Below are 24,643 nucleotides of genomic sequence, written 5' to 3'. Positions count from 1 at the left end.
TGGGTGAGCGCCGCGCAGGCCCGTTCCAGTGAGTCGAACAGACGGGCCCGGTGGCGGTCGGCCTGGCTAACCTGGCACGAACGCTGTCCACCCGGAGGAGAGAACGATGATTCCGCACGTCTGGCGCGCCGGTCCCGCCGAACTCGAGAAGGTGACGGCGGCCTTCGCCGCGGGCAGTGCCGACGAGGTCGTGGCGACCTGGATCAAGGCGGGCGACCCGGCCGTCGAGGAGGCGTACCGGACCGTCCACGTCCCGCGGTTCGTCGCGAAGTCGATGGCCGAGGACGAGGTGTGGGTGGCGGGTACCGAGGACGAGGTCTGGGCGGTGTCGCTGTGGCAGCGGGCCACCTCCGCCGACCGGTTCCGCGCCGAGGCCGCGGAAGTGCGGGCGCTGGCCGAGACGGTGCCGGACAACGTCTCGGTGCGGCGGATGGCGGCGGTCTCGACCCTGGTCGCCGACGCGCATCCGCGCGAATTCCCGCACCACTACCTGCATGTGATCGTGACGGTGCCCGAGCATCGCGGGAAGGGCGCGGGCGGGGCGATCCTGGCGGAGCGGCTCGCGGGATTCGCGGCGGCGGGGGAGCCCGCGTTCCTGGAGGCCAGTACGGAACGCTCGTCGCGGCTCTACGCCCGGCGGGGGTTCGCCCGGACGGGCGAGCCGATCGTGCTGCCCGAGGACGGACCGACGCTGCTGCCCATGTGGTTCCGCGGCTGAGCCGGCAACCCGGCCCGGTCCGCGCGCCACCGGCATCGAACGAATCCGGCGCGGCGCGCGGCAATCTCGCCGCGAATACTGGCAATCACTGGACAATACTGGAACGCCTGAATACGCTCACGCTCGTGACGGAGTCGGCCGAGGAGCTGGAGACGCGCATCGCCGCGCTCCGGGCCGAGGTGCGCCGCGCCGCCGCGTCCGGTGACCGGGCCACCGCCCGGCAGTTGCGCACCCGACTGCGGCAGGCCGAATCCGCCTGGGACGCGGTGGTACTCGGCGCGGCCGCCGAACCCGGCGAACCCGAGCAGATCGACGCTCCCGCCGTGCCGGTCCGCGAGCACGTGCATCGGGCGCTCACCCTGCTGTCGGTGCCGTCCGCGCCGAAACTGGTGCTGGCCACCCACGACGCCTTCTTCTCCGGCGAACTCCAGCCCGCCCGGCTCACCAGCCTGCGCCGCGACGAGGAACGATCCTTCCGCTCCGCGCCCTACGCCCGGCCGTACTACCTGTGCGCCGCGCTCACCACCGACCTGCTGTCCCCGGCCAGGGGTGTGATGGCGGTGAGTTCGTGGCCGCTGGAACGCCGGATGGTCGGGCCGCTGAGTCCGCGCGTCGGCCTGCTGACCTCGGCCATCCGCCTGGCCGAACATCTTTCGGCCCATCCGGGCGATTCGGGCGGGCGGCTGCTCTGGCGGCTGGCCACCTCGATCCCCGGCGTGTCGGGCGGTCCGGACGCGCTCGATCCGGCGAAGGTGATCGAGGCCGCCCGCGGCGAGTTGGCGGTGCACGAGGACGAGGACGCGCGCGCCCGGCGTGCGGCCGCGCGCCGGGCGGCCGAACAACTGGCCGATCCGGCCGCGCAACTATTCGGTGTGCGGCTGGGGGTGGCCGACCGGCGACGAATCGAGGTGACATGAGGGAGCGGAGCGAACGCCCCACGAGCACGATCGCGGCACAGTTGGACCGGTTGCGCGGCGCCGCGCCGGCGACCAGGCACAACGCCCGCACGATCGCCGCGCTGACCGCGAATCCGGGGTGCGCGCGCCGCGCCCTGCTCGACGCGGCCGCGGTGGACAAGACGGTGATCGCCCAATCGCTGGGGTTCCCACCGCAATTCGGCCAGTCCCAGTTCGCGATCACCCGCGGCAACGCCTTCGAATCGATGGTGAAGGCCAACGGCTGCGCCGAACTGCTGGCCCTGCTGCGCGACACCCTCGGCCTCACGCTCCCCGAAGTCGCCTACCACGACCTGAATTCGGTGGGCGAGAACACCGGCAACGCCGTCCGCTACCAGCGCACGAAGCAACTGCTCGCGAGCAGCATCGCCGCAGGCGACGGCACCCTGTTCGACCATCCGATGCTGCGCCTCGACATCGCGGGCGCCACCGCGTATCTGGAGCCCGACGTGGTCGCGGTGCAGCTCGACGGCAAGTTCCACGTCGTGGAGATCAAGGCGTTCCCGGTGATCGACGGACAGGCCGACCCCGCGCAGGTGGCCGCCGCCGCGCGGCAGTCCGCGGTGTACGTGATCGCGCTGCGCGAGTTGATGACCGAGATCGGGGAGTCACCGGAGCTGGTCTCGCACAACACGATCCTGGTGTGCGCCAAGGACTTCACCAACCGGCCGACCGCCGAACTGGTCGACCTGCGCAAGCAGCTCGCGGTCGTTTCCCGGCAGCTGACCAGGCTCACGGCCATCCCGGATCTGCTCGAGGTCCTCCCGCCCGAGGCCACCTTCGCGCCCGGTGAGGATCTGGAGAAGACCATCGCCGCCATTCCGGCCAGGTACGCGCCCGAGTGCATGTCGAGCTGTGAGCTGGCCTTCGCCTGCCGCGACGAGGCGCGCACCTGCGGGTCGGTCGACGCGCTCGGCCGCGGCGTGTGCGACGAGTTCGGCGGCATAGACAACATCGACACCGTCCTCGGCCTCGCCGACGGCACCCTGGAACCGGGGCCGGAGCACGCCGACATCACTGCGATCCTGCGTACCGCGCATCGCTTGCGGCTGGAGATCGCCGGATGAGCGTGCTGTCGGCTCTCGCCAAGGCCGAGGCCGTCCGGTCCGGCCGCGCGCAGCCCACCGCGGCGGTGCGGCACACGCACCTCGCCGAGCGACCGCTGGTGGCGGTGCCGTTGCGGCTGGCGGGCGAGGCGGCGGCGCCGTTGGCCGTCATGATCGGCACGTCGGCCGGCGACCAGAACGTGCTGATCGTGCCGCAGCCGCGCGACCGGGTGCTGCGGCTGCGCTTCATCGAACAGCTCGCCGATGTGCTGCTGCCCTACGTGGCGTCGTTCCTGGCCGAGGCCGAGGAACTCACCAGCAAGTCCGGGGAGACCTACACCCGCTGCCTGGACGCGCCGCAGCTGTGGACGCCGAACCCCGGCGGCGTGAACTTCCTGAAGCTGCTCGGCCGGTCGGTGCGCTTCCACCGCACCGACGGCGACAACGCGGTGCCCGCGTCGATCCCGCTGCTCGGCCGCTGGCTCACCTGGTTCGGCGACCGCGCCGAACACCCCGGCTCCGCGGTGCTGCCCGCGATGACCACGGTCCTGGCCCAGCACTGGGCCTCGGGCCAATCCTCGCTGGAGGACGGCAATCTCGCCGCCCTGCTCGGCTGGATCGATCCCCCGCGCGGGCTCACCGGCGCCGAAGCCGCCGCGATCGCCGAGGACCCGCTGCAGACCCCACCCGCGGGCCCGGCCACCGATCCCGGCTTCGACAACGAGGAACTCGCGCCGCTGATCACCGCCTACAACACCGCCGCCGACGAGAACGCGAGATCGGTGGCCGCCGAACGGCTGGAGCGGTCGCTGCGCGGACAGCTCGAGCCCACCTGGCGCCTGATGTGGCGGGCGCTGGAGCTGCTGCGCGGCCTGCCCGCGGGCGCGAGCGTCGTGAACCGGTGGACCGACGATCGCGGCGCGTTCTCCTACTTCGCGGCCGAGGTGGCCGAGGGGGTGCCGCAGGCGCGGCGCGATCCGGCCGTGCGCGCGGTGCGCAAACTGCTGGAACGCGAGCGCGCGCTCGAGGCACTGCAGGCCCAGTGCGCCTTCGACGACCCGCTGCTCATGCTCGAGCACCGGGTCACCGGCGCCGCGTTCCGCGGGACGGTGACGCACAGCGAACCGGACCGCATCGACCGATCCGGGGCACGCCCGAAACTGCGGCCGCACATCCACATCCGCACCAGCGACCCGTTCACCGCCACGCTCGGCGAGGAACTGACCTGCGTGGAACGGCCCAAGCAGAGCGGGGTGGTCGTCGAGATCGAGGGCGACACCCTGGTTCTCGAACTCTCCGGCGGGATGGGCCGCAAGCTCGTCGCGGAGCCGGGCTCGGTGCCCGCAGCCGGGGAGGTGCTCGGCTTCGCCCGGTTCAAGCCGTCACCGTTCAACGGTCAGCTGAATCTGCCCGCGCGCGAGGACACCCCGTGGACACACGGCGGTCCGCCACCGGAGTGGACGCCGCCCACCGACGACGAGGGCGAGGAGCTGGAATGAGCGCCGCGGACGAGGCCGTCGCCGGCATTCTCACCGACCTGCGCGACGAGAGTCACCGCGCGCTGGTGGTGGATTCCCCGCCGGGAGCGGGCAAGTCGACGCTGGTGGTCCGCGCGGCCAGGCAACTCGCCGAGGACGGCGACCAGCGGATGATCGTCGCCCAGACCAACGAGCAGGTAGACGACCTCATCGACCGCCTCGCGGGCGCCGACCCCGGCCTGCGCATCGGGCGGCTCTCCAGCTCGATGTATGTGACCAGCGAGCGCGTCGACCGGCACGCGAACGTGCGCGTCGCGACCAAGCCCGGCGATCTCGCCGACCGCACGATCGTCATCGGGACCGCGGCCAAATGGGCCACCGTCACCGAGGGCAGCTGGTCGCACGCGATCATCGACGAGGCCTATCAGATGCGCTCGGACATGCTGTTGCGCATCGCGAATCGCTTCGATCGCGGCCTGTTCGTCGGTGATCCCGGGCAGCTCGATCCGTTCGCCACCGTCGAGACCGCGCGCTGGGCCGGGCTCACCTGGGACCCCACCATGAGTGCCGTCACCGTGATGCTGGCCAACAACGGCAACATCCCGATCCACCGGCTGCCGGTCTCCTGGCGGTTGCCCGCCACCGCGGCCCCGGTGGTCTCGAAGGCCTTCTATCCCTTCACCGGTTTCGAATCCGGTACCGGCTTCGGCGACCGGCGCCTGGACTTCGGCACCCGCGGCATGGGCGGACCGATCGACGCGGTGCTCGAACAGGCGGCCGAAACCGGCTGGGGCTGGTACGAATTGCCCGCCCGGCACACCCTGCGCACCGATCGCGAGGCGGTCGCCGCGCTCGCGTCGATCGCCGCCAGGCTGCTCGAACGGGGCGCCACCGCGCATTCGGAGTCGGGGAGTCATCCGGTCACCGCCGAGCGGATCGCGATCGGGACCGCGCACCGGGACCAGGCCGACGCGGTCCGCACCGCGTTGCGTGGCAGCGCCGCCGAGGCGGTCACCGTCGACACCGCCAATCGGTTGCAGGGCCGCGAATACGACGTCACCCTCGTGCTGCACCCGCTCTCGGGCCGCCGCGACGCCAGCGCGTTCCACCTCGAGGCGGGTCGGCTCTGCGTGCTCGCCTCCCGCCATCGCCACGCCTGCGTCCTCGTCGGCCGCGCCGGCATTCCCGAACTCCTCGACGCCCATCCCTCGGCCGAACCGGTCCACCTCGGTGTCCCGGTGAAATTCCCGGACGGGTGGGAAGCGAATCAGGCGGTGTTGAGTCATCTTTCGCACCATCGCGTGCGCGCGACGCCCTGAGTCCGTTCGCGCGAGCGGAAACGCGCGGGTCCGCGGTGCTCGCCGGCGTGTTCTCGATGGTCGCGCTGGGCTTTCGCGGCGCTCGTGCCGGGCCGGTTCCGCTCGGCATCGCGTAAGCTGCGAGTTTGCTTGACGCATCGGCCTTTTCGGTCTACCGCAAACCGCGCGCGGCGACGGCCGGTCGGTTACTCTCTCCGCGAAAGACAAGCGTGCCGAATCGTCGGTTTCGCCCGACGCGGGCACGCGGCGGAGCGCTGGGGCGGCTCCGGGAGCGGAAAGATTCGGTGTGAAGGTCTGGCGTAGCGCGCACGGGGTTCGTGGCAGGGTCGGCGTGCGGATCCGCCTGTTGTCGATCGTGGTGATCTCCAGTGTGATTCTGCTGGTCACCGGGGGTGGCACGGCGGTGTACCTGGTGAACTCCGCGCAGAAGTCCACCGACTGGGCGGAGCTGGCCAGCAGTACCACCGGACCGGCCATTCTCATGGTGTCGGCCTTCCAGGAGGAACGCAGGCTCTCGCTGCTGCGCCTGGCCGGTGATCCGCCCGCCGCGGCCGCCCTCGTCACCGCGCGGCAGCGGTCCGACGAGGCGCTGGCGGCCGTGATGGCCAAGGGCGACGCCGCCCGCGAGCTCAATCCCGACGGCTCCCGCGAGGACATCGAGGGCTACAACAAGCTGTTCGCGATGGTGCCCACCGTGCGCGGTGGCGTGGACACCCGGCAGATCCCCTCCGCCGACGTGTTCACCTTCTTCACCCAGGTGATCGGCACGATCATCGCCGCCTCGGTGCTGGCGGCGCGGGTGGCGCCGGACGCGAAGATCGGCATCGAGCTCGGCCACGGCGTCGAGCCGCTGCGGGCGGCCGAGGCGCTCTCGCAGGCCGACACCCTGGGCTCGGTGGCCCTGACCAACGGCCGGATCTCCACCGCCGAACTGCTCGACTTCGGCCGCCGGGTCGGCGAGTTCCGGAGCCAGGTGACCTACTCCGGTGCCGTGTTGAAGGGCGCCCGGCTCGCCCAGCTCGGCGCCGTCACCGGCAGCCCGGACTGGCAGCAGGTGACGGCCATGCAGGACGCGCTGCTGGCGCGCGGCGCGGTCAACGACAACCGCCGCGACGACGAGCTCCCGCTGAGCATGGCCGGCTGGCAGGACGCCTCCCGCCACGTCAATCGCTCGCTGCAGCAGCTGTGGCAGGACCAGAGCGGCGACGCCCACGTGATCGCCAGGGCGCAGGGCAGCACCGACACCCGCAACGCGCTGCTCGGTGGCGCGCTGGTCGCGCTGCTCGCGGTGGGCGCCTTCCTGGTCGCGCTCGTGCTGGCCAACCGGTTCATCGCCCGCATGCAGCGGTTGCGCCACGACACCCTCGAACTCGCCGACGAGCGGATGCCGGAGCTGATGAAACGGCTCGCGGCGGGGGAGACGGTCGATCCGAAGGCGGAGACCTCCCGGCTCGACTTCGGCTCCGACGAACTGGGCCAGGTCGCGGCCGCCTTCAACCGCGCGCACTTGGCGGCGGTGTCGGCGGCGGTCGCCGAGGCGCGGACCAGGGCGGGCATCAACACGGTGTTCCTCAACATCGCCCACCGCAGCCAGGTGGTGGTGCACCGGCAGCTGGCCCTGCTCGACCGGGCCGAACGCGACGAGGCCAACGCCGATCAGCTCGAACTGCTGTTCCAGCTCGACCATCTCGCCACCCGCACCCGCCGCAACGCCGAGAACCTCATCATCCTCGGCGGTGAACAGCCCGGCAGGCGCTGGCGCAACCCGGTCGCACTGATCGACCTGGTGCGCGGCGCGGTCGCGGAGAGCATGGACTACACCAGGATCCAGACCAAGGAACTGCCCGAGGTCCGCATCGCCAGCCACGCCGTCGCCGACGTGATCCACCTGCTCGCCGAGCTGATGGACAACGCGACGGCGTTCTCGCCGCCGGAAGCGCAGGTGCTGGTGTCCGGCGTCGTCGTCGGGCGCGGTATCGCGGTGGAGGTCACCGACCAGGGCCTCGGCATGGCCGAAGGCGAACTCGCCGAACGCAACGCGATGCTGGCCGACCCGCCCGAGTTCAGTGTGGCCACGCTGCAGGGCAATTCCCGGCTCGGCCTGTTCGTCGTCGCGAAACTGGCGAGCAGGCACAACATCTCGGTCCGGCTGTCGGAATCGGTCTACGGCGGCATCCGCGCGGTGGTGCTGATCCCGTCCGCGCTGGCCGAGGCCGCCGACCAGTCCTCGCCGATCTCCGGGCAGTTCCCGGCCGTCCTCCCGCGCGCATGAGCGACGAGCGCGAACACTGGTACGAGGAGGACGCGGGCCCGATCGTGCGCCTGTACGCCGTGACCCGCGGGCGCGGCCGGACCCAGCGGCCCGAACTCGACCTCACCACATTGCTGGTCGACGCGGGCGCGGGCACGCGGCTGCGGCGGACCGACCCGGAGTACGCGGCCATCGTCGAGCTGTGCCGGACGCCGATGGCGGTGGCCGAGGTGTCGGCGCACCTGGGCCTGCCGCTGAACCTGGCCAAGGTGCTCATCGGCGACCTGCTCGACGAGGGCAGGCTGGTCGCCCGCGCGCCGCAGCACACCGCGGCCGGTCACGCCGACCTCGATGTGCTGCGGGCGGTGCTGGCGGGAATCCGCCGGGTCGACAGCTAGGCGAGCCGCGCGGCCAGCCGCTTGGCGTTCATGTAGCCGATCGCCTCGATGGTCACCATCGGGTTCACGCCCGGCGCGGTCGGGAAGCTGGACCCGTCGGCGACGACGATGTTGTCCACCTCCCAGGTGGCGCCGTCCGGGTTGGTCGCCGACAGGTCGGCGGTGCCGCCCATCCGGGCCGAGCCCATGATGTGCAGGGCGCCCAGCGAGCACCGGCCGGGACCGTAGCCTGCCTTCTTGCAGGCGGCGTCGAACTCCGCGAGGGAGCCGCGCACGCCGGGCTCGAACGAGATGCCGGCCTGGTGACCGGAGTAGATCCGTTGCGCGCCGGCGGCTTCGAGCACCGAGGCGGCGCCGACGATGCCGGTGTGCAGGTGGCCCGCGTCGTAGTCGGAGAGCCGGTACTTGACCACCGCTTCGCCGCTGCCGTCGACCGAGACGGTGCCCGGGTCACGGTCGCGGGTGATCACGCCGATGGAGTTGGTGCGCGCGAAATCGAGCATGGCCGCGCGATGATCGGCCGCGCCCCGCCAGCTCATGAAGCCGGTCGCCAGCCCGGGATGGATCGGGCCGGTCTCGTAGATGACGCCGTAGCCGTTGCCGTCGAGGTCGGCGTGGTGCCTGCTGATCCTGCCCTGCAGGGCGCCCTCCCACGGCCGGATCTCCTCCTCGAACACGCCGAACACCGCGGCCGCCGGATGCAGGCGCAGGTACCGGCCGATGTTCTTGTTGCGCAGGCCCGAGCGCAGCAGCAGTGCCGGTGTCTGGATCGCGCCCGCGGCCACGACCACCGCCCGCGCGCGCACGGTGATCTCCACGCCGTCGCCGGTGCGCGCGGTCACCGATTCGGCGGTGCCGCCGCGCACCGTGATGGTGCGGACGTCGGCGTCGACGACCAGGCGGGCGCCGTGGGCGGCGGCGTCGTGCAGCCAGGTCTTGGTCACCGACTGCTTGGCGCCGAGCCGGCAACCGTATCCGCACCGGCCGCATTCGACCGCGGCGTCGCAGGCGTCGCCGACATTGCGCGGCAGGGTGTCGACATCCCAGCCCAGCGCCTTCGCGCCGCGTTCGAGGATGCCGTCGCGCGCGGACAGGGGCGACCTGTTCCCCGTGACGCCGATGCGGCGCTGCACGGTGTCGAGGGCGTCGCCGAACTCGTCGTCGGCGAACTGGGGGACACCCGATTCGGCCCACTCCTTGCGCACACCCTCGGGGGTGGGCAACGACGTGCTCCAGTTGACGACGGTGCCGCCGCCGAGGCAGGAACCGGCGACCAGCGTGATCTGCCCCTCCGCCGAGGACGGGGGACCGGGGGCGTACAGGCTGGTGAGCGCGTCGAGCTCACCGTTGCCGAAGTCCTTGTCGTCGTAGTAGTTTCCGCGTTCGAGGACCACCACGTCGAGACCGGCCTCGGCCAGCACCGCCGCCGCGACACCGCCGCCCGCGCCCGAGCCGACCACGACGACATCGCAGTCCAGCGTCGTCGTCTCGGTGAACCGCTGCGGGGTGAGACCCGGCGCGGGCGCGTTCGCGACCGGACCCGTCGGAGCCGGGTAGCCGATCCGCTCCCACAGCGGATTCGTGCCGGTGGGACCGGGGGTGACGTTGTAGGCCAGCAGCGACGCCTGCTTCAGCGCCTGGAACACGGCCCTGGCCGGCGCGAGGCCGGAATCGCCGAGGCGAAGCAGCGCGGCCTCGCGCCGCTCCTGCGACAGCGAGGAGAACCGGCGGAATCCGCTGCCGGTGAGCAGACCGAAGGCGCGGGAATCCCACAGTCCCAACATCATCGCGAGTTGTTTCTTGTCGGCCTCGCGGGGATTGCGGCCCAGGATCCGGAAGATCGTGTCGACCGCGCCCAACTCCGTCGCCGCGGGTAGCCCGAACTCGTCGCCCGGCAGGAATGTGTCACAGATCGAACCCAGCGCTGCCCGCTGTTCGGTTGTCGGCTCCATGCGGAAACCACCCCTTCTCACTCTGGGGTGAGTTCTATCACGCGCGCTGCGACGGCGCTGGGTGTCAACGGGTTTCGGGCCGGGCGGTGGTGCACCCGGCCCGAAACCGGTCAGTCGCGGCCGGTGGCGGCGGTGAACTGCAGGGTCTTGCGCGCCGGAACCGTCAGCTCGACATCGGCCGCGGAGATCGAACGCGCCGCCGTCGCGCTGCGATAGGCGATCAGGCGGTAGCGGCCGGGCTGCAGACCGCGGAAGCTGGCCTGGCCGTCGGCGCCGGTGGACAGGTGCCGGTGGATGGTGTCGCCGCAGACGTCGTCGCCGGTGAGCACGACCTTGCCGCCCGCGATCGGGGTGCGGGAATCCGACTCGATCAGGACGGCGTCGATCTGGCCGGTCGCGGAGGCGTCGGGGGCACCCAGGTATAGATCGTCGTGTCGCGATTGTCTGGCTTCGCACGGTGAGGTCTGCTCGACCGTGTCCGCGCCGCCGGGATGGGCCGCCGCCGCACCCACCGCCGCCGCGGTGAACGCGGCCGTGGCCACTGCGATCATCAAGCTCCGGGTAACGCCGCTACCTGGCATTTCGCCGCTTTCCTCCGTTTTCCTGGGTGACTTCGGGGGCACGCACGGATGTTCCTGAGGTATGGCTCGCGCGGCGAGCTTACTGGCGGGAATTTCACGCTCGTCAGGGGAGTTCCACAGAGGCGGTTGTGGCCGATCTGTGCGACCGTGGAAGCTCTACGAAGGAGGACGCGTGACTGAGACCCGCAAGGCGATTCTGGCCGGTGGCTGCTTCTGGGGCATGCAGGACCTGATCCGCCGACAGCCCGGAGTGCTCTCCACCCGGGTCGGCTACACCGGCGGAAGCAACGACCACCCCACCTATCGGAACCATCCCGGCCACGCCGAGGCAGTCGAGATCGAATACGACCCGGCGCGGACCGACTACCGGGCCCTGCTCGAGTTCCTGTTCCAGATCCACGACCCCACCACCAAGGATCGCCAGGGCAACGACATCGGCTCCAGCTACCGCTCGGCGATCTTCTACCTTGACGACGAGCAGCGCCAGGTCGCCCTGGACACCATCGCCGACGTCGACGCCTCGGGCCTGTGGCCCGGCAAGGTCGTCACCGAGGTGACCCCGGCGAGCACGTTCTGGGACGCCGAACCCGAGCACCAGGACTACCTGCTGCGCTACCCCGACGGCTACACCTGCCACTTCCCCCGCCCCGGGTGGAAGCTGCCCAAGCGGGCCGACGCCAAGTAGCCCGGGCGAACCGACCCCCGAACCGGGCGGCCGTCGTCATCGATGGCCGCCCGGTTCCGCTCTGTCCTGGGAAAAGGCGGTACGCCGATATGAAATGATCAGGACATCGGCGTGACCGTGGCGCCGGATCGGAAGACTCATATATCGGCGGCTCCGGCCGTCGCACAAGGTGAGGGGATGCGATTCGGATGACGTATGGACAGCAGCAACCCGGATATCCACCGGCGGGTCCGAAACTCGGTGTCGGCGACGCCATCGGATACGGGTGGGAGAAATTCAAGAACAACGCGGTGGTGTGGATCGCCATCATGCTGATCGCCTTCCTGATCCAGGTGGCGATCAACTTCCTGTTCGGGCTCGGCAACTCGACCGACACCGACTACGACGGTGGCATCAGCATCGGGTTCGGGATCTGGCAGTTCATCGGCACCGTCGTGAGCGCCGTGGTCGGCTACCTGATCTCGGCGGCTTTCGTTCGCGGGGCGCTGCACGAAACCGACGGGCGCAAACCGGGATTCGGTGACTTCTTCCAGTTCACGAATGTCGGCGCGGTGATCCTGGCGGGCATTCTGGTCGGTCTGGCGACCGGTATCGGTTTCGTCCTGTGCATTCTGCCGGGCATTGTCGTCGCGTTCTTCACGTGGTGGACGATGCAATTCGTGATCGATCGCGATCAGGACGCGATCACCGCCATCAAATCCAGCTTCTCGGCGATCTCCGGTAATGCCGGACCGTTGCTGCTGCTGGCGCTGGCACTGTTCGGCATCAATATCGTCGGCGCGCTGCTGTGCGGCCTCGGCCTGCTGGTGTCGGTGCCGTTGACGATCATCGCCTCCACCTACGCCTATCGGGTGGTGACCGGCGGGCCGGTGGCCGGGGCGGCGAGTGCGCCGGAACCGGGATATCCGCAGTACGGCGGGCCCGCGGGCGGATTCGAGCAGCCGGGGTATCCGGGACAGCAGGGTTACCCCGGGCAGCAGGGGTACCCGGGTCAGCAGGGATATCCGGGGCAGACCGGTGAGCCGGGGTATCCGGGTCAGCAGGGGTACCCGGGTCAGTCCGGTTACCCGGGGCAGCAGGGATATCCGGGACAGCCGGGCTACGGTGGCGAGCCGGGCTACGGTGGCCAGGGAACCGGTGGCGCCGGCTCCGGCAGTCCCGACCAGCCGCCGAGCGGCGGTACGCCGCGGGATCCCGGCAGCGGGCCCGATCTGGGGAAGCCGGGCAACGGGCCGAACGACATCGAACGCTGACCGCGTTCGGCGAGGGGCGTGCGAGGAATCGCACGCCCCTCTGTCGTGCTACTCGCAGCCGATCCCGTTACCGTCGCGGTCGAGACCGTACTCGTCGGGGCCGATCACCCGCACGCGGCCGGTGTAGACGGGGCCGTTGCCGGAGCCGCCCTCGCAGTCGACGTCGCTGACGATGGGCAGGCAGGGAGTGTAGGACCGGTGGCAGTTGCCCTCCGCCTGCGCGGTGGCGACGGTGGGCGTCGCGATCGCGAAGGCGAAGGCCGCGACGGCGGCCGATCCGAGGGTGACGGCGAATTTCATGGTGCTCCGTTCAGTTGTACAGCGGCGCACAGCTTTTCACGGCTGGGCGATTTGCCGGAAATCTGCTTGTCGGTACCTGCCGGTAGCATTAGGGACATCCGGAAGGGGAGGTCCGATGCGGGAGACGCGGCGGGGACGATCGTGGTGGACGCGCGGCGCGGTGATCGCGCTCGCGGTGGTGCTGGTGGTGGTGTCGCCGGTGGCTCTGGCGGCGATCTATCTGCTGGCCCAGAACGTCGGCGAGCAGTCGGAGCAGGCGCGGACACGGGGCAAGGACGCGTTCTGGCTCGGGCACGCCTGGGTGGACGGCCGCAGGACCGACGCCGATGTCGATCGGTTGGCGACATCGCTGGCGGGCACGGGAATCCGGGATCTGTACGTGCACACCGGACCGCTGGAGCATGACGGCAGCCTGCGCGACGATTTGGCGCCCCGCGCGCAGTGGTTCGTCGACGCCGTGCACGCGAAGTTGTCCGGCGTTCGCGTGCAGTCGTGGCTCGGCGACATCCTGCGACCCGAATTCGACGGCCTCGACGTGGAATCGGGGGTCTCCCGGGAGCGCGTGGTCGCCTCCGCGCGGCGGGTGCTGGCCTACGGCTTCGACGGCGTGCACTACGACCTGGAACCGGTACGGTCGGGCTCGCCGGGATTCCTGGCCCTGCTCGACGCGACGCGGGCGGTGACGTCGGCGGCGGGCGTGCCACTGTCGGTGTCCGCGCCGGTCATCGATCCGCTGCCGGGCCTGCACTCGGTGGGGATCGCGGTCGCCGATCACGGAAAGTGGTGGAGCCAGGGCTATTTCGCGGAGGTCGCGCGGCGCGCCGATCAGGTGGCGGTGATGTCCTACGACACCGCGATGCCGACGAAAGCGCTCTACAGCGGATATGTGGCACAGCAGACCGCGCTCGCGGCGGAGGTGACACCGCGCGAGGTCGACCTGCTGATGGGCGCTCCCGCGTTCTGGGCCGACGATCCCGGCCATCACGGCGCGGCCGAAACCGTGGCCGCCGCGGTCCGCGGCATTCGGCTCGGACTGTCCAGGACCGAGGTGGACCGCGCGAACTTCGGCGTGGCCCTGTACGTGGATTTCGCCGCCACACCGCGTGATTGGGCGGACTACCGGCGCGACTGGTGCCGATTACCGAGCTGACCGGCGGGCCTCACGCCGCGGTGCGGATGAGCCAGGGATGGCCCGGGTGGACTTTCGCCAGCCAGGCCGTCAGCCGGGCGCGCCGATCCTCGGACAGCAGCGGCAGGGCCCGGCGGAAGTCCGCCTCGTCCTTGGGGCGGTTGGCCTTCGCCTTGAACAGCAACACCACTTCCGGGATGAGATAGGGGATTCCGGATCCGGTGGTGCGGATCAGGTCGGCGTAGGGCAGCGTGATCGAGGGATCGCGACGGCAGATCCAGGTGTCCCCGTCATGCGGCTCGCGGAACACATCGAGGTGGAAGGCGCCGGTGAACGGGTCCCGCAACCAGGTCTGGTGCAGGTCGAGCCGGTCGATGGCCCTGGCGTAGGGATACAGGTGGCCGTCGCCGACGATGTCCCATTCGTACTCGGGGAACGCGGCCGCGATGTCGGTGAAAGACGCTCGGGGAACGGCGATCTCGACGTCGAAGTGCGCGCGCGAGATGCCGCCGGCGAACAGGTCGATGGCCCAGCCGCCCGCCACCGCCCACGGTGCCGGGCAGGACGCGAGGCGAGCGGCCACGACGCTCGGGGTCCACGGGTCCCAGCGGCGGTCGGTTTCGGATTCGGTGATCGGACGTGCGCCGTCCGGTGAGCTCATGACTCCATCATGTCCGCGGGCGCCGCTCGCGCAAGGCGATGGTGACCGATGGTGATCGAGGTGAGACGGGTTCGTGAGGATTCAGCGGCGCCGGTCGGTGAGCCAGGCCAGCGGGCGGCGATGATGCGGACGGGCGCGGTTCTCCCAGCGCGGGTTGCTCTCGTCGCGCCGGTACACCGGGACGCGCCCGGCGACGAGGAACCGCAGATCCCGTGCGGCGCCGAGGACTTCACCGTCGGCGGCCACCCTGACCGGGTTGTGCAGGGCGACCGAGAGCTCGCGCATCTGACGCTCGCCGTAGACCCGGCTGTGCCCGATGGCGGCCAGCATGAGCGCGATGACGGCACGGGTGCGGGACCAGCGCACATCGGCGCGCAGCCAGCGGACATCGAGCAGACCCTCGTCCAGCCGGGAACGGAACGCGGGCACCGCGCCGTGCGGGTGATACGGCCCGTTGCCGATGAACAGGAACCACAGGTCGTGCCAACGTTCGTCGATCCGGATGCGGATCGGCTCGGCCCGGCGCAGGGTGACGATCAGCGCGGCGGCGAAGGCGGGCCACTTGCCCCAGCGGTCCTCCCACCGCTCGCGCAGCCGGACCAGATCCGGGTAGGCGCCGATGCTGGCGGTGTTGATGAGGTGGTGGGTCCGCGGGCCGTCGGAGGTCTCGAATTCCACTGCGGCGATGTCGACTTCGACCGCCTCGCCTGCACCGGTCGCGTCGGCCACCTCACGCAGGTCGTACACGCCGAGATCGCGGGCGAAGTGGTTCAGGGTGCCCGCCGGGACCACGACCAAGGGCAGGTCGTTGCGCAGCGCCACGGCGGCGGCCGCGGCGATGGTGCCGTCCCCGCCCGCCGCGCCGACCGCGACGATGGTGGGGTCGAGCGCCTCCTGGAGCTGCTCGGCGGCGTCACGGCCGGGTGCGGTGTGCAGCAGCGTCGCTGCGGGCAGCGCTTCGGCGATGTCGGGGGTGGGGTCGTAGTTCGCGTCCCCGGATCGCGGATTGATCAGCAGGAGCAGGCCTTTGCCGTCGACGAGGGCGGGCACGTCGCGGACCGGGTGCGCCTCGGCCTCGTCGGATTCGCGGATCGGCCACCAGCGGCGGGTGGCCAGCGCGACGCCGGTGCCGACGGCGGCGCCGACCAGGACGTCGGAGGGCCAGTGCGCACCGGTGTGGATCCGCGAATAGGCCACCGCGGCGGCCACGGGCGCGACGGCCAGTGCCGTGCGCGGGCTCTCCAGGGCGACGGCGGTGGCGAAGGCCGCGGCGTTGGCGCTGTGGCCGGACGGAAACGACGACGACACCGGCGCGTCGACGAGGCGGCGACCGTGCGGCATGAGTTCGGCGGGTGGGCGCCGTCGCGGGAACAGCGACTTGAGCACGAGATTCACGGTGAAGCTGGTGCCCGCCAGCGCGATGACGCCGCGCAGCGCCGCCCGCCGCGGCGGGCCCGGCTTGGCGGCCAGCGCGGCGGCCGTCGCCAGCCACAGGCCGCCGGTGTTCGCCGATTTCGTCAATCGCAGCATGCCGCGATCGGCCACGGACTCCGGGATCCGGGACACCACCCGGCTGGCCGTCTCGTCGATCCGGGCGACCCTGTGGAACCTGCGGCGGCGGGGCAATGCACTCACACACAAAACACTACCGCCGTTGTCCGTGAGCATCTTTCGCACGCGGGACCGACTCCGGCGGCGCCGGTGTGGTCGAGTGCCCCGCCGCCCGTCGGATTACGGGGTGGCGCCGACCGGGATCTGCGGCGGGTTGCAGTCCGCGGTGGGGGTCTCGCCCGACAGTGACTGGAGGATGCAGCCGAGGTTGATCGATGACGAGCCGGTGTCGGCATGGGCGGCGGGGCTGACGACGAGCAGGGGAGCGGCGACGAGGAGCGCGCCGAGGCAGAGATTACGAATGTTCACCCGGCTACTCTCGCAGCGAAGATCATCGGAGGGAAGTGTGCGACGGCCCCCCAATTGCTGGGGCTGGTGGCCGACCGGCCGTGGCGGTCTCCGCCCCGGGCTCGGAGGGTGTACACGGCGCGGGGCGCGCCCGATAAGCTCTGGGCCCATGACCGACAACGCGCTGCTCGAGGGCCCCATCCACGCTGTTCACGTCGAACTCGGCGCCACCTTCGCGCCGTTCGGCGGGTGGGAGATGCCCGTGCAGTACGGCGGCACCGTCGGCGAGCACACCGCCGTGCGCACCACCGTCGGCCTGTTCGACGTGAGCCACCTCGGCAAGGCGACCGTCGCGGGCCCCGGCGCCGCCGCGTTCGTGAACTCGGCGCTCACCAACGACCTCGCGCGGATCCGGCCGGGCAAGGCCCAGTACACCCTGTGCTGCGCCGCCGACGGCGGGGTGATCGACGACCTGATCGCCTACTACGTCAGCGACGACGAGGTGTTCCTCGTCCCCAACGCCGCCAACACCGCGGCCGTGGTCGCGGCACTGCGCGCGGTGGCCCCCGCGGGCGTCACCGTCACCGACGAGCACCGCGAGTACGCCGTGTTCGCGGTGCAGGGTCCCCGGTCGACCGAGGTGCTCGCCGCGCTCGGCCTGCCCACCGACATGGAGTACATGGCCTACGCCGACGCCGAATGGGACGGCCGCCCCGTGCGGGTGTGCCGGACCGGCTACACCGGCGAGCACGGCTACGAGCTGCTCCCGCGCTGGGCCGACGCGGAACCGGTCTTCCGCGCCCTGGTCGCGCAGGTGGAGGCGGCCGGTGGCCAGGCGGCCGGGCTGGGCGCCCGCGACACCCTGCGGACCGAGATGGGCTACCCCCTGCACGGCCACGAACTCTCCCTCGACATCACCCCCAACCAGGCCCGCACCGGCTGGGCGGTCGGCTGGAAGAAGCCGGAGTTCTGGGGCAAGGCGGCGCTCGAGCAGGAGAAGACCGACGGGCCGCGCCGCACGCTGCTGGGCCTGAAGGCGCTCGACCGCGGTGTGCTGCGGCAGGGCCAGACCGTGCTGCGTGACGGCGAGCCGGTGGGTGAGACCACCTCCGGCACGTTCTCCCCGTCGCTGAAGGTCGGCATCGCGCTGGCCCTGCTCGACACCGGAGCGAAGCTCGAGCCCGGCGACGAGGTGGAGGTCGACGTGCGCGGCCGCCGGCTGCGCTGCGAGGTCGTCAAGCCGCCGTTCGTCGACACCAAGACCAAGTAGTTTCGCGCAATGGATAGGATCGCATCATGACAGTCGCTGCACAGTTCACTCGTATTCCGCACCCGGCGCCCACCTCGGCCGAGCAGCGGGAACAGGTACTGGCGGCTCCCGGTTTCGGCCGGTTCTTCACCGACCACATGGTGTCGATCGACTACACCGACGGCGCGTGGGGCAATGCCAGGGTCGAGCCGTACGGCCCGCTGTCGATGGACCCGGCCACCATGGTGTTCCACTACGGTCAGGCGATCTTCGAGGGGCTCAAGGCCTACCGGCAGCCCGACGGCACCGTCGCCACCTTCCGGATCGACGCCAACGCCGCGCGGTTCCGCCGCTCCGCGGCGCGGATGGCGATGGCCGAGCTGCCGGAGGAACTGTTCGTCGAGTCCGTGCGCCAGCTGCTGGAGGTCGACAGCGACTGGGTGCCCGCCGCCGGTGGCGAGGATTCGCTGTACCTGCGGCCGTTCATGTTCTCGACCGAGGCCGGGCTCGGCGTGAAGCCCGCCGCGTCCTACAAGTACCTGCTGCTGGCCTCGCCCGCCGGTGCGTACTTCCCGCGCGGCGTGAAGCCGGTGCGGGTGTGGCTGTCCACCGAGTACGTGCGGGCCGCGCCCGGCGGCACCGGCGAGGCCAAGGTGGCGGGCAACTACGCGGCCTCGCTGCTCGCCCAGGCGCAGGCCACCGAGAAGGGCTGCGACCAGGTCGTCTGGCTGGATGCCTGCGAGCGCCGCTACGTCGAGGAGATGGGCACGAACAACCTGTTCTTCGTCTTCGGCAAGGGCTCCGAGGCCCGGCTGGTGACCCCGGAGCTGTCCGGCTCGCTGCTGCCCGGCATCACCCGCGACTCGCTGCTCACCCTGGCCGCCGATTCGGGTTACCCGGTCGAGGAGCGCAAGGTCACGGTGGAGGAGTGGCGCAAGGGCGCCGAATCCGGCGAGATCAGTGAGGTCTTCGCGTGCGGTACCGCCGCGGTGATCACCCCGGTCGGCTGGGTGCGCTCGGCCGAGGGCGAATTCAGCATCGGTGGCGGCGAGCCCGGCGAGGTGACGATGGCGCTGCGCGACACCCTCACCGGCATCCAGCGCGGCACCTTCGCCGACACCCACGATTGGATGCGGGTGCTGGACTGAGCGCCGGCTCGCTCGAAGAGGCCCGCCGCTGACGTGGCGGGCCTCGACTAGGCCGGGCGGGTGCTCAGCCCGGCATCAACGCCTGCCACTGCTGCAGGGTCTGCGGGCGGAGCACGTAGTTGTTCTCGCGGACCGAAGACAGTGCGGCACTGGGCTGTTCGGAATACCAGTGGCCCGGGTACACGACCGGGTTGCCGTCGAGCGCGGCCAGATTGCGCAGGCTGCGGAACATCTCGTCGGAATCGCCGCCGGGGAAATCGGTGCGGCCGCAGCCGTCGACGAACAGGGTGTCGCCGGAGATGAGGCGCCCGTCGAACAGGAAGCACTGGCTGCCCGGCGTGTGGCCGGGGGTGTGCAGGAGCTCGATCTCCAGCGCGCCGACCTTCACCTTGTCGCCGTTGTCGTGGCCGGTCAGTTCGCTGGGCGCGATCCCCGTGGTCTGGGCGACCCAGTCCAGTTCCTGCTTGTTCACGTGCACCGGGACGCTGGTCTTCTCCAGCAGTTCGCGCACGCCGCCGAGGGTGAAGCCGAGCATGGTGCCGCCGACGTGGTCGGGGTGGTGGTGGGTGGCGAGCACGCCGGTGACGGTCATTCCGTCGGCCGCGGCCACGTCGACCAGGTCCGAGGCCTTGTACGCGGGATCGACCAGCACGGTCTCGCCGGTATGTCGGTCGCCGATGAGATACGCGAAATTGCGCATCTGCGTGGCGATCGGATCGCCGACGGCGTAATCCCGGCCGGACAACAGCTGGCGGAAGTAGAGGCGCTCGGAAGACATGTCATCACCTTATTGCCACCGGTGTGCTGGGGGCGCACCCGAGTACCGATGAGTGAGGTGGTCTGTGGGAGCACACAACCACCGAACCCGCGAAATTATGACTAGTGCGGGTTTCACATTTGTGCGGGTTGGCTACCCTGTGAGCGAGAATCCTACGGCCGCAAGTGAAACCGTGATCTCCACGACGGCGCCGAGCACATCGCCGGACAGGCCGTCGAAGCGCCGCACGCAATGCCGGACGATCAGCGCGCAGAGCGCGAGCACCGCCAGGACGACGGCCGGGCCGAGCCAGAAGTTGCCCGGCACCGCGAACACCGCCGCGAGCACGGCCAGGACCGGCCACCCCACCACCGCGCCCGGCGACTGGGTCCCCGCCACCAGCGTGCCGAACCCGGAATCGGGCGCGGCCGCAAGCCCGCGACGGCACGCCGGGACGACGGCGACCCGGCCCAGCGTTACGGCCAGTCCGAGCGCGAACCAGTGGCCCTCGTCGGCGAGGGCGGCGAAGGCCACGGCCTGGACCGCGATGGCGAAGATCAGCGCCGCCACCCCGAACGGACCGGCGCCGCCGGACTTCATGATCTGCCGGGCCCGCTCCGGCGGCCCGTAGCTGCCGAGCCCGTCGACCGTGTCGGCCAGGCCGTCCAGGTGCATGCCCCTGGTCAGCAGTCCGAGGGCCCCGACGGTGAGCAGTCCCGCCAGCAGGGTGGTGAGTCCGGCCGTCACCGACAGCCACATCGCCGCCGTCGCGAGCCCGCCCAGCACGAGCCCGACCAGCGGCGCGAGCGCGATGGCCTGCCCGGCCGCGTGGCGATCCACCGCGGCCGGTCCGGTGATCGGCAGGACGGTGAGCCAGGAGAAGGTCAAGCACACCGCGTTCAGGACAGCCTGCGGCCGGGCCCACGCCCCGGGGCGGTTCACTTGACCAGGTCGACGGCGTCCGGCTCGTCGGCGGTGCTCACGCCCGCGTCGGCGAAGGTCGACATCTCCGCGAGCGTGGCGACAGCGGCGCGCAGGATCGGCAGGGCGGTGAGGGCGCCGGAGCCTTCGCCGAGGCGCATCTCCATGTCGATCAGCGGTTCCAGGCGCAGATGCTTCAGGGCCAGGTCGTGGGCCGGTTCGGTGGAGCGGTGGCCCGCCAGCCACCAGGCCTTCGCGCCCGCGGCGAGGTCCTCGGCGACCAGGGCGGCGGCCGTGACGACGACACCGTCGAGGATCACCGGGGTGCGCCGGGTCGCGGCCTGGGCCAGGAAGCCGGTCATGGCGGCGAAGTCGGCGCCGCCCGCGACCCGCAGCAGGTCGACCGGATCCTTGGCGACGGGGCGGGCACGGCGCATGGCGTCGCGGATGGCGGCGACCTTGCGGATCCAGCCCGCGTCGTCGACGCCGGTGCCGCGGCCGACGGCGGCGACCGGCTCGGTGCCGGTGAGGGTGGCGATCAGGACGGTGGCGGGCGTGGTGTTGCCGATGCCCATGTCGCCGGCGATGAGCAGGTCGGCGCCCGCGTCGATCTCCTCGTCGGCGAGCGCGCGGCCCGCGGCGAGCGCGGCGGCGACCTCGTCCTCGGTGAGCGCGTCCTCGCGGTCGATCGCGCCGCTGCTCCGGCGCACCTTGTGCTGGGCGACGGACGGATCGGTGTCGCCGTCGACGGCGATGTCGGCGACCCGCACGCTCGCCCCGGCCACCGCGGCCAGCGCGTTCACCGCGGCGCCCCCGGCCAGGAAGTTCGCCACCATCTGGCCGGTGACCTCGCTCGGATACGCCGAGACGCCGTGCTTCGCGACGCCGTGATCACCGGCGAAGAGCACCACGCGGGCCCGCGCGAACTGCCGGGGCGGGCACACGCCCTGGCAGGCCGCGACCCAGTTGCCGAGCGTCTCGAGCGTGCCCAGCGACCCGGCCGGTTTCGTGAGCTGGGTCTGGCGCTGCTCGGCCGCCGCGCGCACCTGCGCGTCCGGGGCCGGAACCGGCCCGAATCCGTGAGTCACTTGCGAAGCCTTTCGACAGTGGTGCCGTGTGTCGGATACCGCTCATCTTGCCCGGATCTCGGGCCGCCGCGCCGACCGGCCCGGCTCGCACGGGCGAGGGCCGATGTAGGGCCGTGGCCGTGGCGCAGGTTCGCGCGGACAGCGCTGATCCGGGTGCGCGAGGCCGTCGGCCGCGCGATCGCCGCCCGGGTCACTTCAGCCGCACCGGCAGGCCGGCGACGACCAGGTAGGCCGCGTCGCACACCTGGGCCAGCCGCTGATTGAGCGCGCCGATCTCGTCGCGGAACAACCGGCCCGAGCGGGTCGCCGGGATGACGCCCATCCCCACCTCGGGCGAGACGATCACGAGCGGATGCCGGTAGTTCTCGACCGCCGCGACGAGCGCGTCGCAATCCGGCGTCACGGTGCCGCGCGGCGCGTCCCACGCTTCGCGCGCGTCGAGGCGGGCGGTGAGCCAGGTGCCGATGTCGTCGAGCAGGGTCGCCGGTGCCGGCTCGGTGAGAACCGTTGCGGGCTCGGCGTTCTCGACGGTCGACCAGTGCGCGGGCCGCCGCTCCCGATGTCCCGCGATCCGCGCGGCGAAGTCGCGATCGGCCGGGTCGAGCACCGCGGTCGCCAGGTAGCGGACCGTCGGCGCCTCGGCGACCAGCCCCTCGGCGAACGCCGACTTCCCCGACCGCGCACCGCCGAGAACCAGGGTGCGGGTGGGGGAGTCGCTGAGCGGCATTCCAGCACGGTAGCAAGCACCGCGCCGAGCCCGCTCAGGCGGACAGCGCGGCCAGGATCATGGGGCGGGCGGTGCTGAGGGACTGCTGCCAGTACGGCCAGGTGTGGGTCCCGTTCAGGATGTCGACGCGGGCCGAGATGCCCAGCGCGGTCACCCGGTCGCGGAAGATGCCGGCCGCGGTGGCGCTGGTCGCTTCCAGACCCATCGCGTTGATCGTGTTGCCGATGCCGTTGGCCAGGTCGAGCGGGCCGGGCAGGCCGTTGCCGGTGCTGACGTAGATCGGCAGCCCGCGCAGCCGTTCGGCCTGGACGGTGGCGTCGTTGCGCGCCCACGCGGGATCGCCGACCGGGCCCCACATGTCGTCGACGTTGAAGTTGCCCTCGTCGATCATGGCCGCGCGCATGGCCTGGTTCCACAGGGGATAGGTCGGGTTCACGAACCCGGAGAACGAGCCGGCGAAGCGGAACTGGTCGCGGTGGTGGGCGGCAAGGACCAGCGCGGCGTTACCGCCCATGGACGCCCCGACGATGGCGTTGTTCGTGCGCGAGACGCCGTACCCGGCCAGGAAGTCGGGCAGCTCGCGGGTGAGGAAGGTTTCCCACTTGTAGGTCGTGGCTTGCCGATTGGTGCTGCTCGGCCGGTACCAGTCGGTGTAGAAGCTGGAGTGGCCGCCGACGGGGAACACCAGCGTCACGTCGTCGTCGGCGAATTGGCGCAGCGCGTCGGTGTCGGTGGTCCACTGGCTGTGATCGCCGGGCGCGCGCAAACCGTCGAGCAGATACAGCGCCGCGCCACCGCCGCGCTTGGCCCACTGCACCTGCACCTTGATCGGGCCCATGCCCGACGGCACCCACAGTTCCTCGAAACCGCCTGCGGGAGTGCGCATCGCGGGCACCGCCGCCGCCGTCCCGGCCACCGTGGCGGTGCAGACCACCACCGCGGCGGTAGCCGTGGTGAGAGCCTTCATCAGCCGTCGAACATTTCCCCGCCTGGCACGCAACACCCGGTCAGCTCACCAAGCGCCGAGGTCACGGTCAAGCCGACCATGAGGGTCGACAGTCCCGGAGGTGGGGAACTGTGCTGTTCACCAATGGTTTTCGCGCTCTCGGGAAAATTTCAGCTCGCGCGGTCCGGCGCGCCGAATCGGCGCCGGTACTCGGTGGGCGCGATGCCGACCTGGCGCTGGAAGTGGTGGCGCAGCAGCGCGCCGGAGCCGAAGCCGGATCGGTCCGCGATGCGCTCGAGCGACATGTCGGTGGTCTCGAGCAATTGCTTGGCGAACAACACCCGCTGCGTCGTGAGCCACTTGACCGGGGTGGTCCCGGTCTCGGCGGCGAACCGGCGGGCGAAGGTGCGGGTCGACATGCTCGACCGGGCCGCGAGCTCGTCGACGGTGTGCGGGTGGGCCAGATTCTCGGTGAGCCAGCTCAGCGTGCTCGACAGGCCCTCGGAGCGGCACTCCGGGACGGGCTGCTCGATGAACTGGCGCTGGCCGCCGTCGCGCTGCGGCGGCACCACCATGCGCCGGGCGATCCCGTTCGCGGCCGCCGAGCCGATCTCGCGGCGCACCAGATGCAGGCAGGCGTCGATGCCCGCCGCGGTGCCCGCGCTGGTGATCAGGGTGCCCTCGTCGACGAACAGGACGTCGGGGTCGACGGTCGCGTCCGGGTAGCGCGCGGCGAGCGCGTCGACATAGCGCCAGTGGGTGGTGCACTTGCGCCCGTCCAGCAGCCCGGCCTCACCGGCGAGGAAGGCGCCGGAGCAGACCGTGAGCACGATCGCGCCCGCGTCGGCGGCCGCGCGGACCGCCTCGACGACTCCGGGCTGATAGCTGTGGCCCTGGGCGAACGGGAAGGCGGGAATCGCGACGAGATCGGCGTGGACCAGCTCGTCGAGACCGTATTCCGGGGTCACCGTCACGCCGGGGCTGGTCGAGCGCAGCGGCTTGCCCGGTTCGGCGCCGCAGACCCGGAAGTCGAAGCCGGGCAACCCGTCGGCGGTGCGGTCGAGCCCGAAAACCTCGCAGACCACGCCGAATTCGAACATGGCGAGTTTGTCGTTGAGGACGACGGCGACACGCGAGAGCATCAACCCATGCTACGTGGCCGAATATTTACGCACAATGAC

The 24,643-nt window shown here is 71.3% G+C and carries 24 protein-coding genes; 12 read left to right on the top strand and 12 right to left on the bottom strand.

Going from position 1 to position 24,643, the window contains the following annotated elements:
• Positions 1-106 precede the first annotated feature (106 nt).
• The 7 genes from AB0H56_RS25280 (at position 107) to AB0H56_RS25250 (ending at position 8,166) form a co-directional block, all read left to right on the top strand.
• On the top strand, positions 107-718 hold the full coding sequence (locus AB0H56_RS25280) for a GNAT family N-acetyltransferase (protein ID WP_357167679.1): 612 nt from the start codon (positions 107-109) through the stop codon (positions 716-718).
• A gap of 125 nt (positions 719-843) precedes the next feature.
• Positions 844-1,635, top strand: coding sequence for a hypothetical protein (locus AB0H56_RS25275; RefSeq protein WP_357167677.1), 792 nt, complete (start codon positions 844-846; stop codon positions 1,633-1,635).
• A complete protein-coding gene (locus tag AB0H56_RS25270) occupies positions 1,632-2,741 on the top strand; it encodes a hypothetical protein (protein ID WP_357167675.1) in 1,110 nt (369 codons plus the stop codon). The genes AB0H56_RS25275 and AB0H56_RS25270 overlap by 4 nt, the downstream gene beginning before the upstream one ends.
• On the top strand, positions 2,738-4,219 hold the full coding sequence (locus tag AB0H56_RS25265) for a hypothetical protein (RefSeq protein ID WP_357167673.1): 1,482 nt from the start codon (positions 2,738-2,740) through the stop codon (positions 4,217-4,219). Before AB0H56_RS25270 ends, AB0H56_RS25265 begins: the two co-directional genes overlap by 4 nt.
• Positions 4,216-5,517 (top strand): AAA domain-containing protein, encoded by a 1,302-nt coding sequence (locus AB0H56_RS25260; protein ID WP_357167671.1) that lies wholly within the window; start codon positions 4,216-4,218, stop codon positions 5,515-5,517. Before AB0H56_RS25265 ends, AB0H56_RS25260 begins: the two co-directional genes overlap by 4 nt.
• Positions 5,518-5,803: 286 nt before the next feature.
• Positions 5,804-7,789, top strand: a complete 1,986-nt coding sequence (locus tag AB0H56_RS25255) for a nitrate- and nitrite sensing domain-containing protein (RefSeq protein ID WP_357167669.1) — start codon at positions 5,804-5,806, stop codon at positions 7,787-7,789.
• Positions 7,786-8,166, top strand: coding sequence for a DUF742 domain-containing protein (locus tag AB0H56_RS25250; RefSeq protein ID WP_357167667.1), 381 nt, complete (start codon positions 7,786-7,788; stop codon positions 8,164-8,166). The genes AB0H56_RS25255 and AB0H56_RS25250 overlap by 4 nt, the downstream gene beginning before the upstream one ends.
• On the opposite strand, the gene AB0H56_RS25245 is transcribed toward AB0H56_RS25250, so the two are convergent.
• A complete protein-coding gene (locus AB0H56_RS25245; RefSeq protein WP_357167665.1) occupies positions 8,163-10,118 on the bottom strand; it encodes a GMC family oxidoreductase N-terminal domain-containing protein in 1,956 nt (651 codons plus the stop codon). The genes AB0H56_RS25250 and AB0H56_RS25245 overlap by 4 nt on opposite strands.
• Before the next feature lie 110 nt (positions 10,119-10,228).
• Positions 10,229-10,669 (bottom strand): carboxypeptidase-like regulatory domain-containing protein, encoded by a 441-nt coding sequence (locus AB0H56_RS25240; protein WP_357167663.1) that lies wholly within the window; start codon positions 10,667-10,669, stop codon positions 10,229-10,231.
• A 202-nt stretch (positions 10,670-10,871) separates the two neighbouring features.
• Here AB0H56_RS25240 and msrA point away from each other — a divergent pair, with 202 nt between their 5' ends.
• The gene (msrA, locus tag AB0H56_RS25235; protein WP_357167661.1) at positions 10,872-11,384 is read left to right on the top strand and encodes a peptide-methionine (S)-S-oxide reductase MsrA; all 513 of its coding nucleotides are present in this window, start codon (positions 10,872-10,874) and stop codon (positions 11,382-11,384) included.
• Between the two features lie 188 nt (positions 11,385-11,572).
• Positions 11,573-12,637, top strand: a complete 1,065-nt coding sequence (locus AB0H56_RS25230) for a hypothetical protein (RefSeq protein ID WP_357167659.1) — start codon at positions 11,573-11,575, stop codon at positions 12,635-12,637.
• A 48-nt stretch (positions 12,638-12,685) separates the two neighbouring features.
• Here the strand turns inward: AB0H56_RS25230 and AB0H56_RS25225 are convergent, their stop codons facing one another.
• Entirely contained in the window at positions 12,686-12,937 is a 252-nt protein-coding gene (locus tag AB0H56_RS25225) for a hypothetical protein (protein WP_357167657.1), read from the bottom strand.
• A 115-nt stretch (positions 12,938-13,052) separates the two neighbouring features.
• On the opposite strand from AB0H56_RS25225, the gene AB0H56_RS25220 reads away from it, so the two are divergent.
• On the top strand, positions 13,053-14,087 hold the full coding sequence (locus tag AB0H56_RS25220; RefSeq protein WP_357167655.1) for a hypothetical protein: 1,035 nt from the start codon (positions 13,053-13,055) through the stop codon (positions 14,085-14,087).
• Between the two features lie 10 nt (positions 14,088-14,097).
• Here AB0H56_RS25220 and AB0H56_RS25215 read toward each other — a convergent pair whose 3' ends face one another.
• The 3 genes from AB0H56_RS25215 to AB0H56_RS25205 all read right to left on the bottom strand — a co-directional run bounded on the left by AB0H56_RS25215 (position 14,098) and on the right by AB0H56_RS25205 (position 16,647).
• Entirely contained in the window at positions 14,098-14,727 is a 630-nt protein-coding gene (locus AB0H56_RS25215) for a hypothetical protein (RefSeq protein WP_357167653.1), read from the bottom strand.
• Between the two features lie 81 nt (positions 14,728-14,808).
• Positions 14,809-16,362 carry a phosphatase PAP2 family protein gene (locus AB0H56_RS25210; RefSeq protein ID WP_357167651.1) on the bottom strand — a complete coding sequence of 518 codons (1,554 nt, stop codon included), beginning with the start codon at positions 16,360-16,362 and terminating at the stop codon, positions 14,809-14,811.
• Between the two features lie 96 nt (positions 16,363-16,458).
• On the bottom strand, positions 16,459-16,647 hold the full coding sequence (locus AB0H56_RS25205) for a hypothetical protein (RefSeq protein WP_357167649.1): 189 nt from the start codon (positions 16,645-16,647) through the stop codon (positions 16,459-16,461).
• 148 nt (positions 16,648-16,795) lie between these two features.
• Here AB0H56_RS25205 and gcvT point away from each other — a divergent pair, with 148 nt between their 5' ends.
• Entirely contained in the window at positions 16,796-17,896 is a 1,101-nt protein-coding gene (gene gcvT, locus AB0H56_RS25200; protein ID WP_357167647.1) for a glycine cleavage system aminomethyltransferase GcvT, read from the top strand.
• A 26-nt stretch (positions 17,897-17,922) separates the two neighbouring features.
• Entirely contained in the window at positions 17,923-19,023 is a 1,101-nt protein-coding gene (locus AB0H56_RS25195; protein WP_232997724.1) for a branched-chain amino acid aminotransferase, read from the top strand.
• Positions 19,024-19,087: 64 nt separating this feature from the next.
• Here the strand turns inward: AB0H56_RS25195 and AB0H56_RS25190 are convergent, their stop codons facing one another.
• The 6 genes from AB0H56_RS25190 to AB0H56_RS25165 all read right to left on the bottom strand — a co-directional run bounded on the left by AB0H56_RS25190 (position 19,088) and on the right by AB0H56_RS25165 (position 24,604).
• The gene (locus AB0H56_RS25190) at positions 19,088-19,801 is read right to left on the bottom strand and encodes an MBL fold metallo-hydrolase (protein ID WP_110040822.1); all 714 of its coding nucleotides are present in this window, start codon (positions 19,799-19,801) and stop codon (positions 19,088-19,090) included.
• 132 nt (positions 19,802-19,933) lie between these two features.
• Positions 19,934-20,683: an adenosylcobinamide-GDP ribazoletransferase gene (locus AB0H56_RS25185; protein WP_357167817.1), complete on the bottom strand. Its 750-nt coding sequence runs from the start codon at positions 20,681-20,683 to the stop codon at positions 19,934-19,936.
• 35 nt (positions 20,684-20,718) lie between these two features.
• Entirely contained in the window at positions 20,719-21,789 is a 1,071-nt protein-coding gene (gene cobT, locus AB0H56_RS25180; protein ID WP_357167644.1) for a nicotinate-nucleotide--dimethylbenzimidazole phosphoribosyltransferase, read from the bottom strand.
• 190 nt (positions 21,790-21,979) lie between these two features.
• Positions 21,980-22,516 (bottom strand): bifunctional adenosylcobinamide kinase/adenosylcobinamide-phosphate guanylyltransferase, encoded by a 537-nt coding sequence (cobU, locus tag AB0H56_RS25175; RefSeq protein ID WP_357167642.1) that lies wholly within the window; start codon positions 22,514-22,516, stop codon positions 21,980-21,982.
• 34 nt (positions 22,517-22,550) lie between these two features.
• Complete coding sequence (locus AB0H56_RS25170; RefSeq protein WP_357167640.1) at positions 22,551-23,483, bottom strand: alpha/beta hydrolase family protein; 933 nt, start codon at positions 23,481-23,483, stop codon at positions 22,551-22,553.
• Positions 23,484-23,632: 149 nt separating this feature from the next.
• Positions 23,633-24,604 carry a helix-turn-helix domain-containing protein gene (locus AB0H56_RS25165; protein WP_357167638.1) on the bottom strand — a complete coding sequence of 324 codons (972 nt, stop codon included), beginning with the start codon at positions 24,602-24,604 and terminating at the stop codon, positions 23,633-23,635.
• Positions 24,605-24,643 lie beyond the last annotated feature (39 nt).

Source organism: Nocardia sp. NPDC050717 (assembly GCF_040654275.1).
In the GTDB taxonomy this organism is placed as follows: domain Bacteria; phylum Actinomycetota; class Actinomycetes; order Mycobacteriales; family Mycobacteriaceae; genus Nocardia.
This window is presented reverse-complemented; position numbering and strand designations above follow the sequence as displayed.

Excerpts from the sequence above, each read along its gene's own strand:
- AB0H56_RS25225 (WP_357167657.1), bottom strand. The coding sequence starts at position 12,937 with ATGAAATTCGCCGTCACCCTCGGATCGGCCGCCGTCGCGGCCTTCGCC.
- AB0H56_RS25190 (WP_110040822.1), bottom strand. The coding sequence starts at position 19,801 with ATGTCTTCCGAGCGCCTCTACTTCCGCCAGCTGTTGTCCGGCCGGGAT.
- AB0H56_RS25270 (WP_357167675.1), top strand. The coding sequence starts at position 1,632 with ATGAGGGAGCGGAGCGAACGCCCCACGAGCACGATCGCGGCACAGTTG.
- AB0H56_RS25215 (WP_357167653.1), bottom strand. The coding sequence starts at position 14,727 with ATGAGCTCACCGGACGGCGCACGTCCGATCACCGAATCCGAAACCGAC.
- AB0H56_RS25170 (WP_357167640.1), bottom strand. The coding sequence starts at position 23,483 with ATGAAGGCTCTCACCACGGCTACCGCCGCGGTGGTGGTCTGCACCGCC.
- AB0H56_RS25220 (WP_357167655.1), top strand. The coding sequence starts at position 13,053 with ATGCGGGAGACGCGGCGGGGACGATCGTGGTGGACGCGCGGCGCGGTG.
- AB0H56_RS25250 (WP_357167667.1), top strand. The coding sequence starts at position 7,786 with ATGAGCGACGAGCGCGAACACTGGTACGAGGAGGACGCGGGCCCGATC.
- AB0H56_RS25195 (WP_232997724.1), top strand. The coding sequence starts at position 17,923 with ATGACAGTCGCTGCACAGTTCACTCGTATTCCGCACCCGGCGCCCACC.
- AB0H56_RS25265 (WP_357167673.1), top strand. The coding sequence starts at position 2,738 with ATGAGCGTGCTGTCGGCTCTCGCCAAGGCCGAGGCCGTCCGGTCCGGC.
- cobU (WP_357167642.1), bottom strand. The coding sequence starts at position 22,516 with ATGCCGCTCAGCGACTCCCCCACCCGCACCCTGGTTCTCGGCGGTGCG.
- AB0H56_RS25245 (WP_357167665.1), bottom strand. The coding sequence starts at position 10,118 with ATGGAGCCGACAACCGAACAGCGGGCAGCGCTGGGTTCGATCTGTGAC.
- AB0H56_RS25165 (WP_357167638.1), bottom strand. The coding sequence starts at position 24,604 with ATGCTCTCGCGTGTCGCCGTCGTCCTCAACGACAAACTCGCCATGTTC.
- gcvT (WP_357167647.1), top strand. The coding sequence starts at position 16,796 with ATGACCGACAACGCGCTGCTCGAGGGCCCCATCCACGCTGTTCACGTC.
- AB0H56_RS25240 (WP_357167663.1), bottom strand. The coding sequence starts at position 10,669 with ATGATCGCAGTGGCCACGGCCGCGTTCACCGCGGCGGCGGTGGGTGCG.
- AB0H56_RS25230 (WP_357167659.1), top strand. The coding sequence starts at position 11,573 with ATGACGTATGGACAGCAGCAACCCGGATATCCACCGGCGGGTCCGAAA.
- AB0H56_RS25260 (WP_357167671.1), top strand. The coding sequence starts at position 4,216 with ATGAGCGCCGCGGACGAGGCCGTCGCCGGCATTCTCACCGACCTGCGC.
- AB0H56_RS25280 (WP_357167679.1), top strand. The coding sequence starts at position 107 with ATGATTCCGCACGTCTGGCGCGCCGGTCCCGCCGAACTCGAGAAGGTG.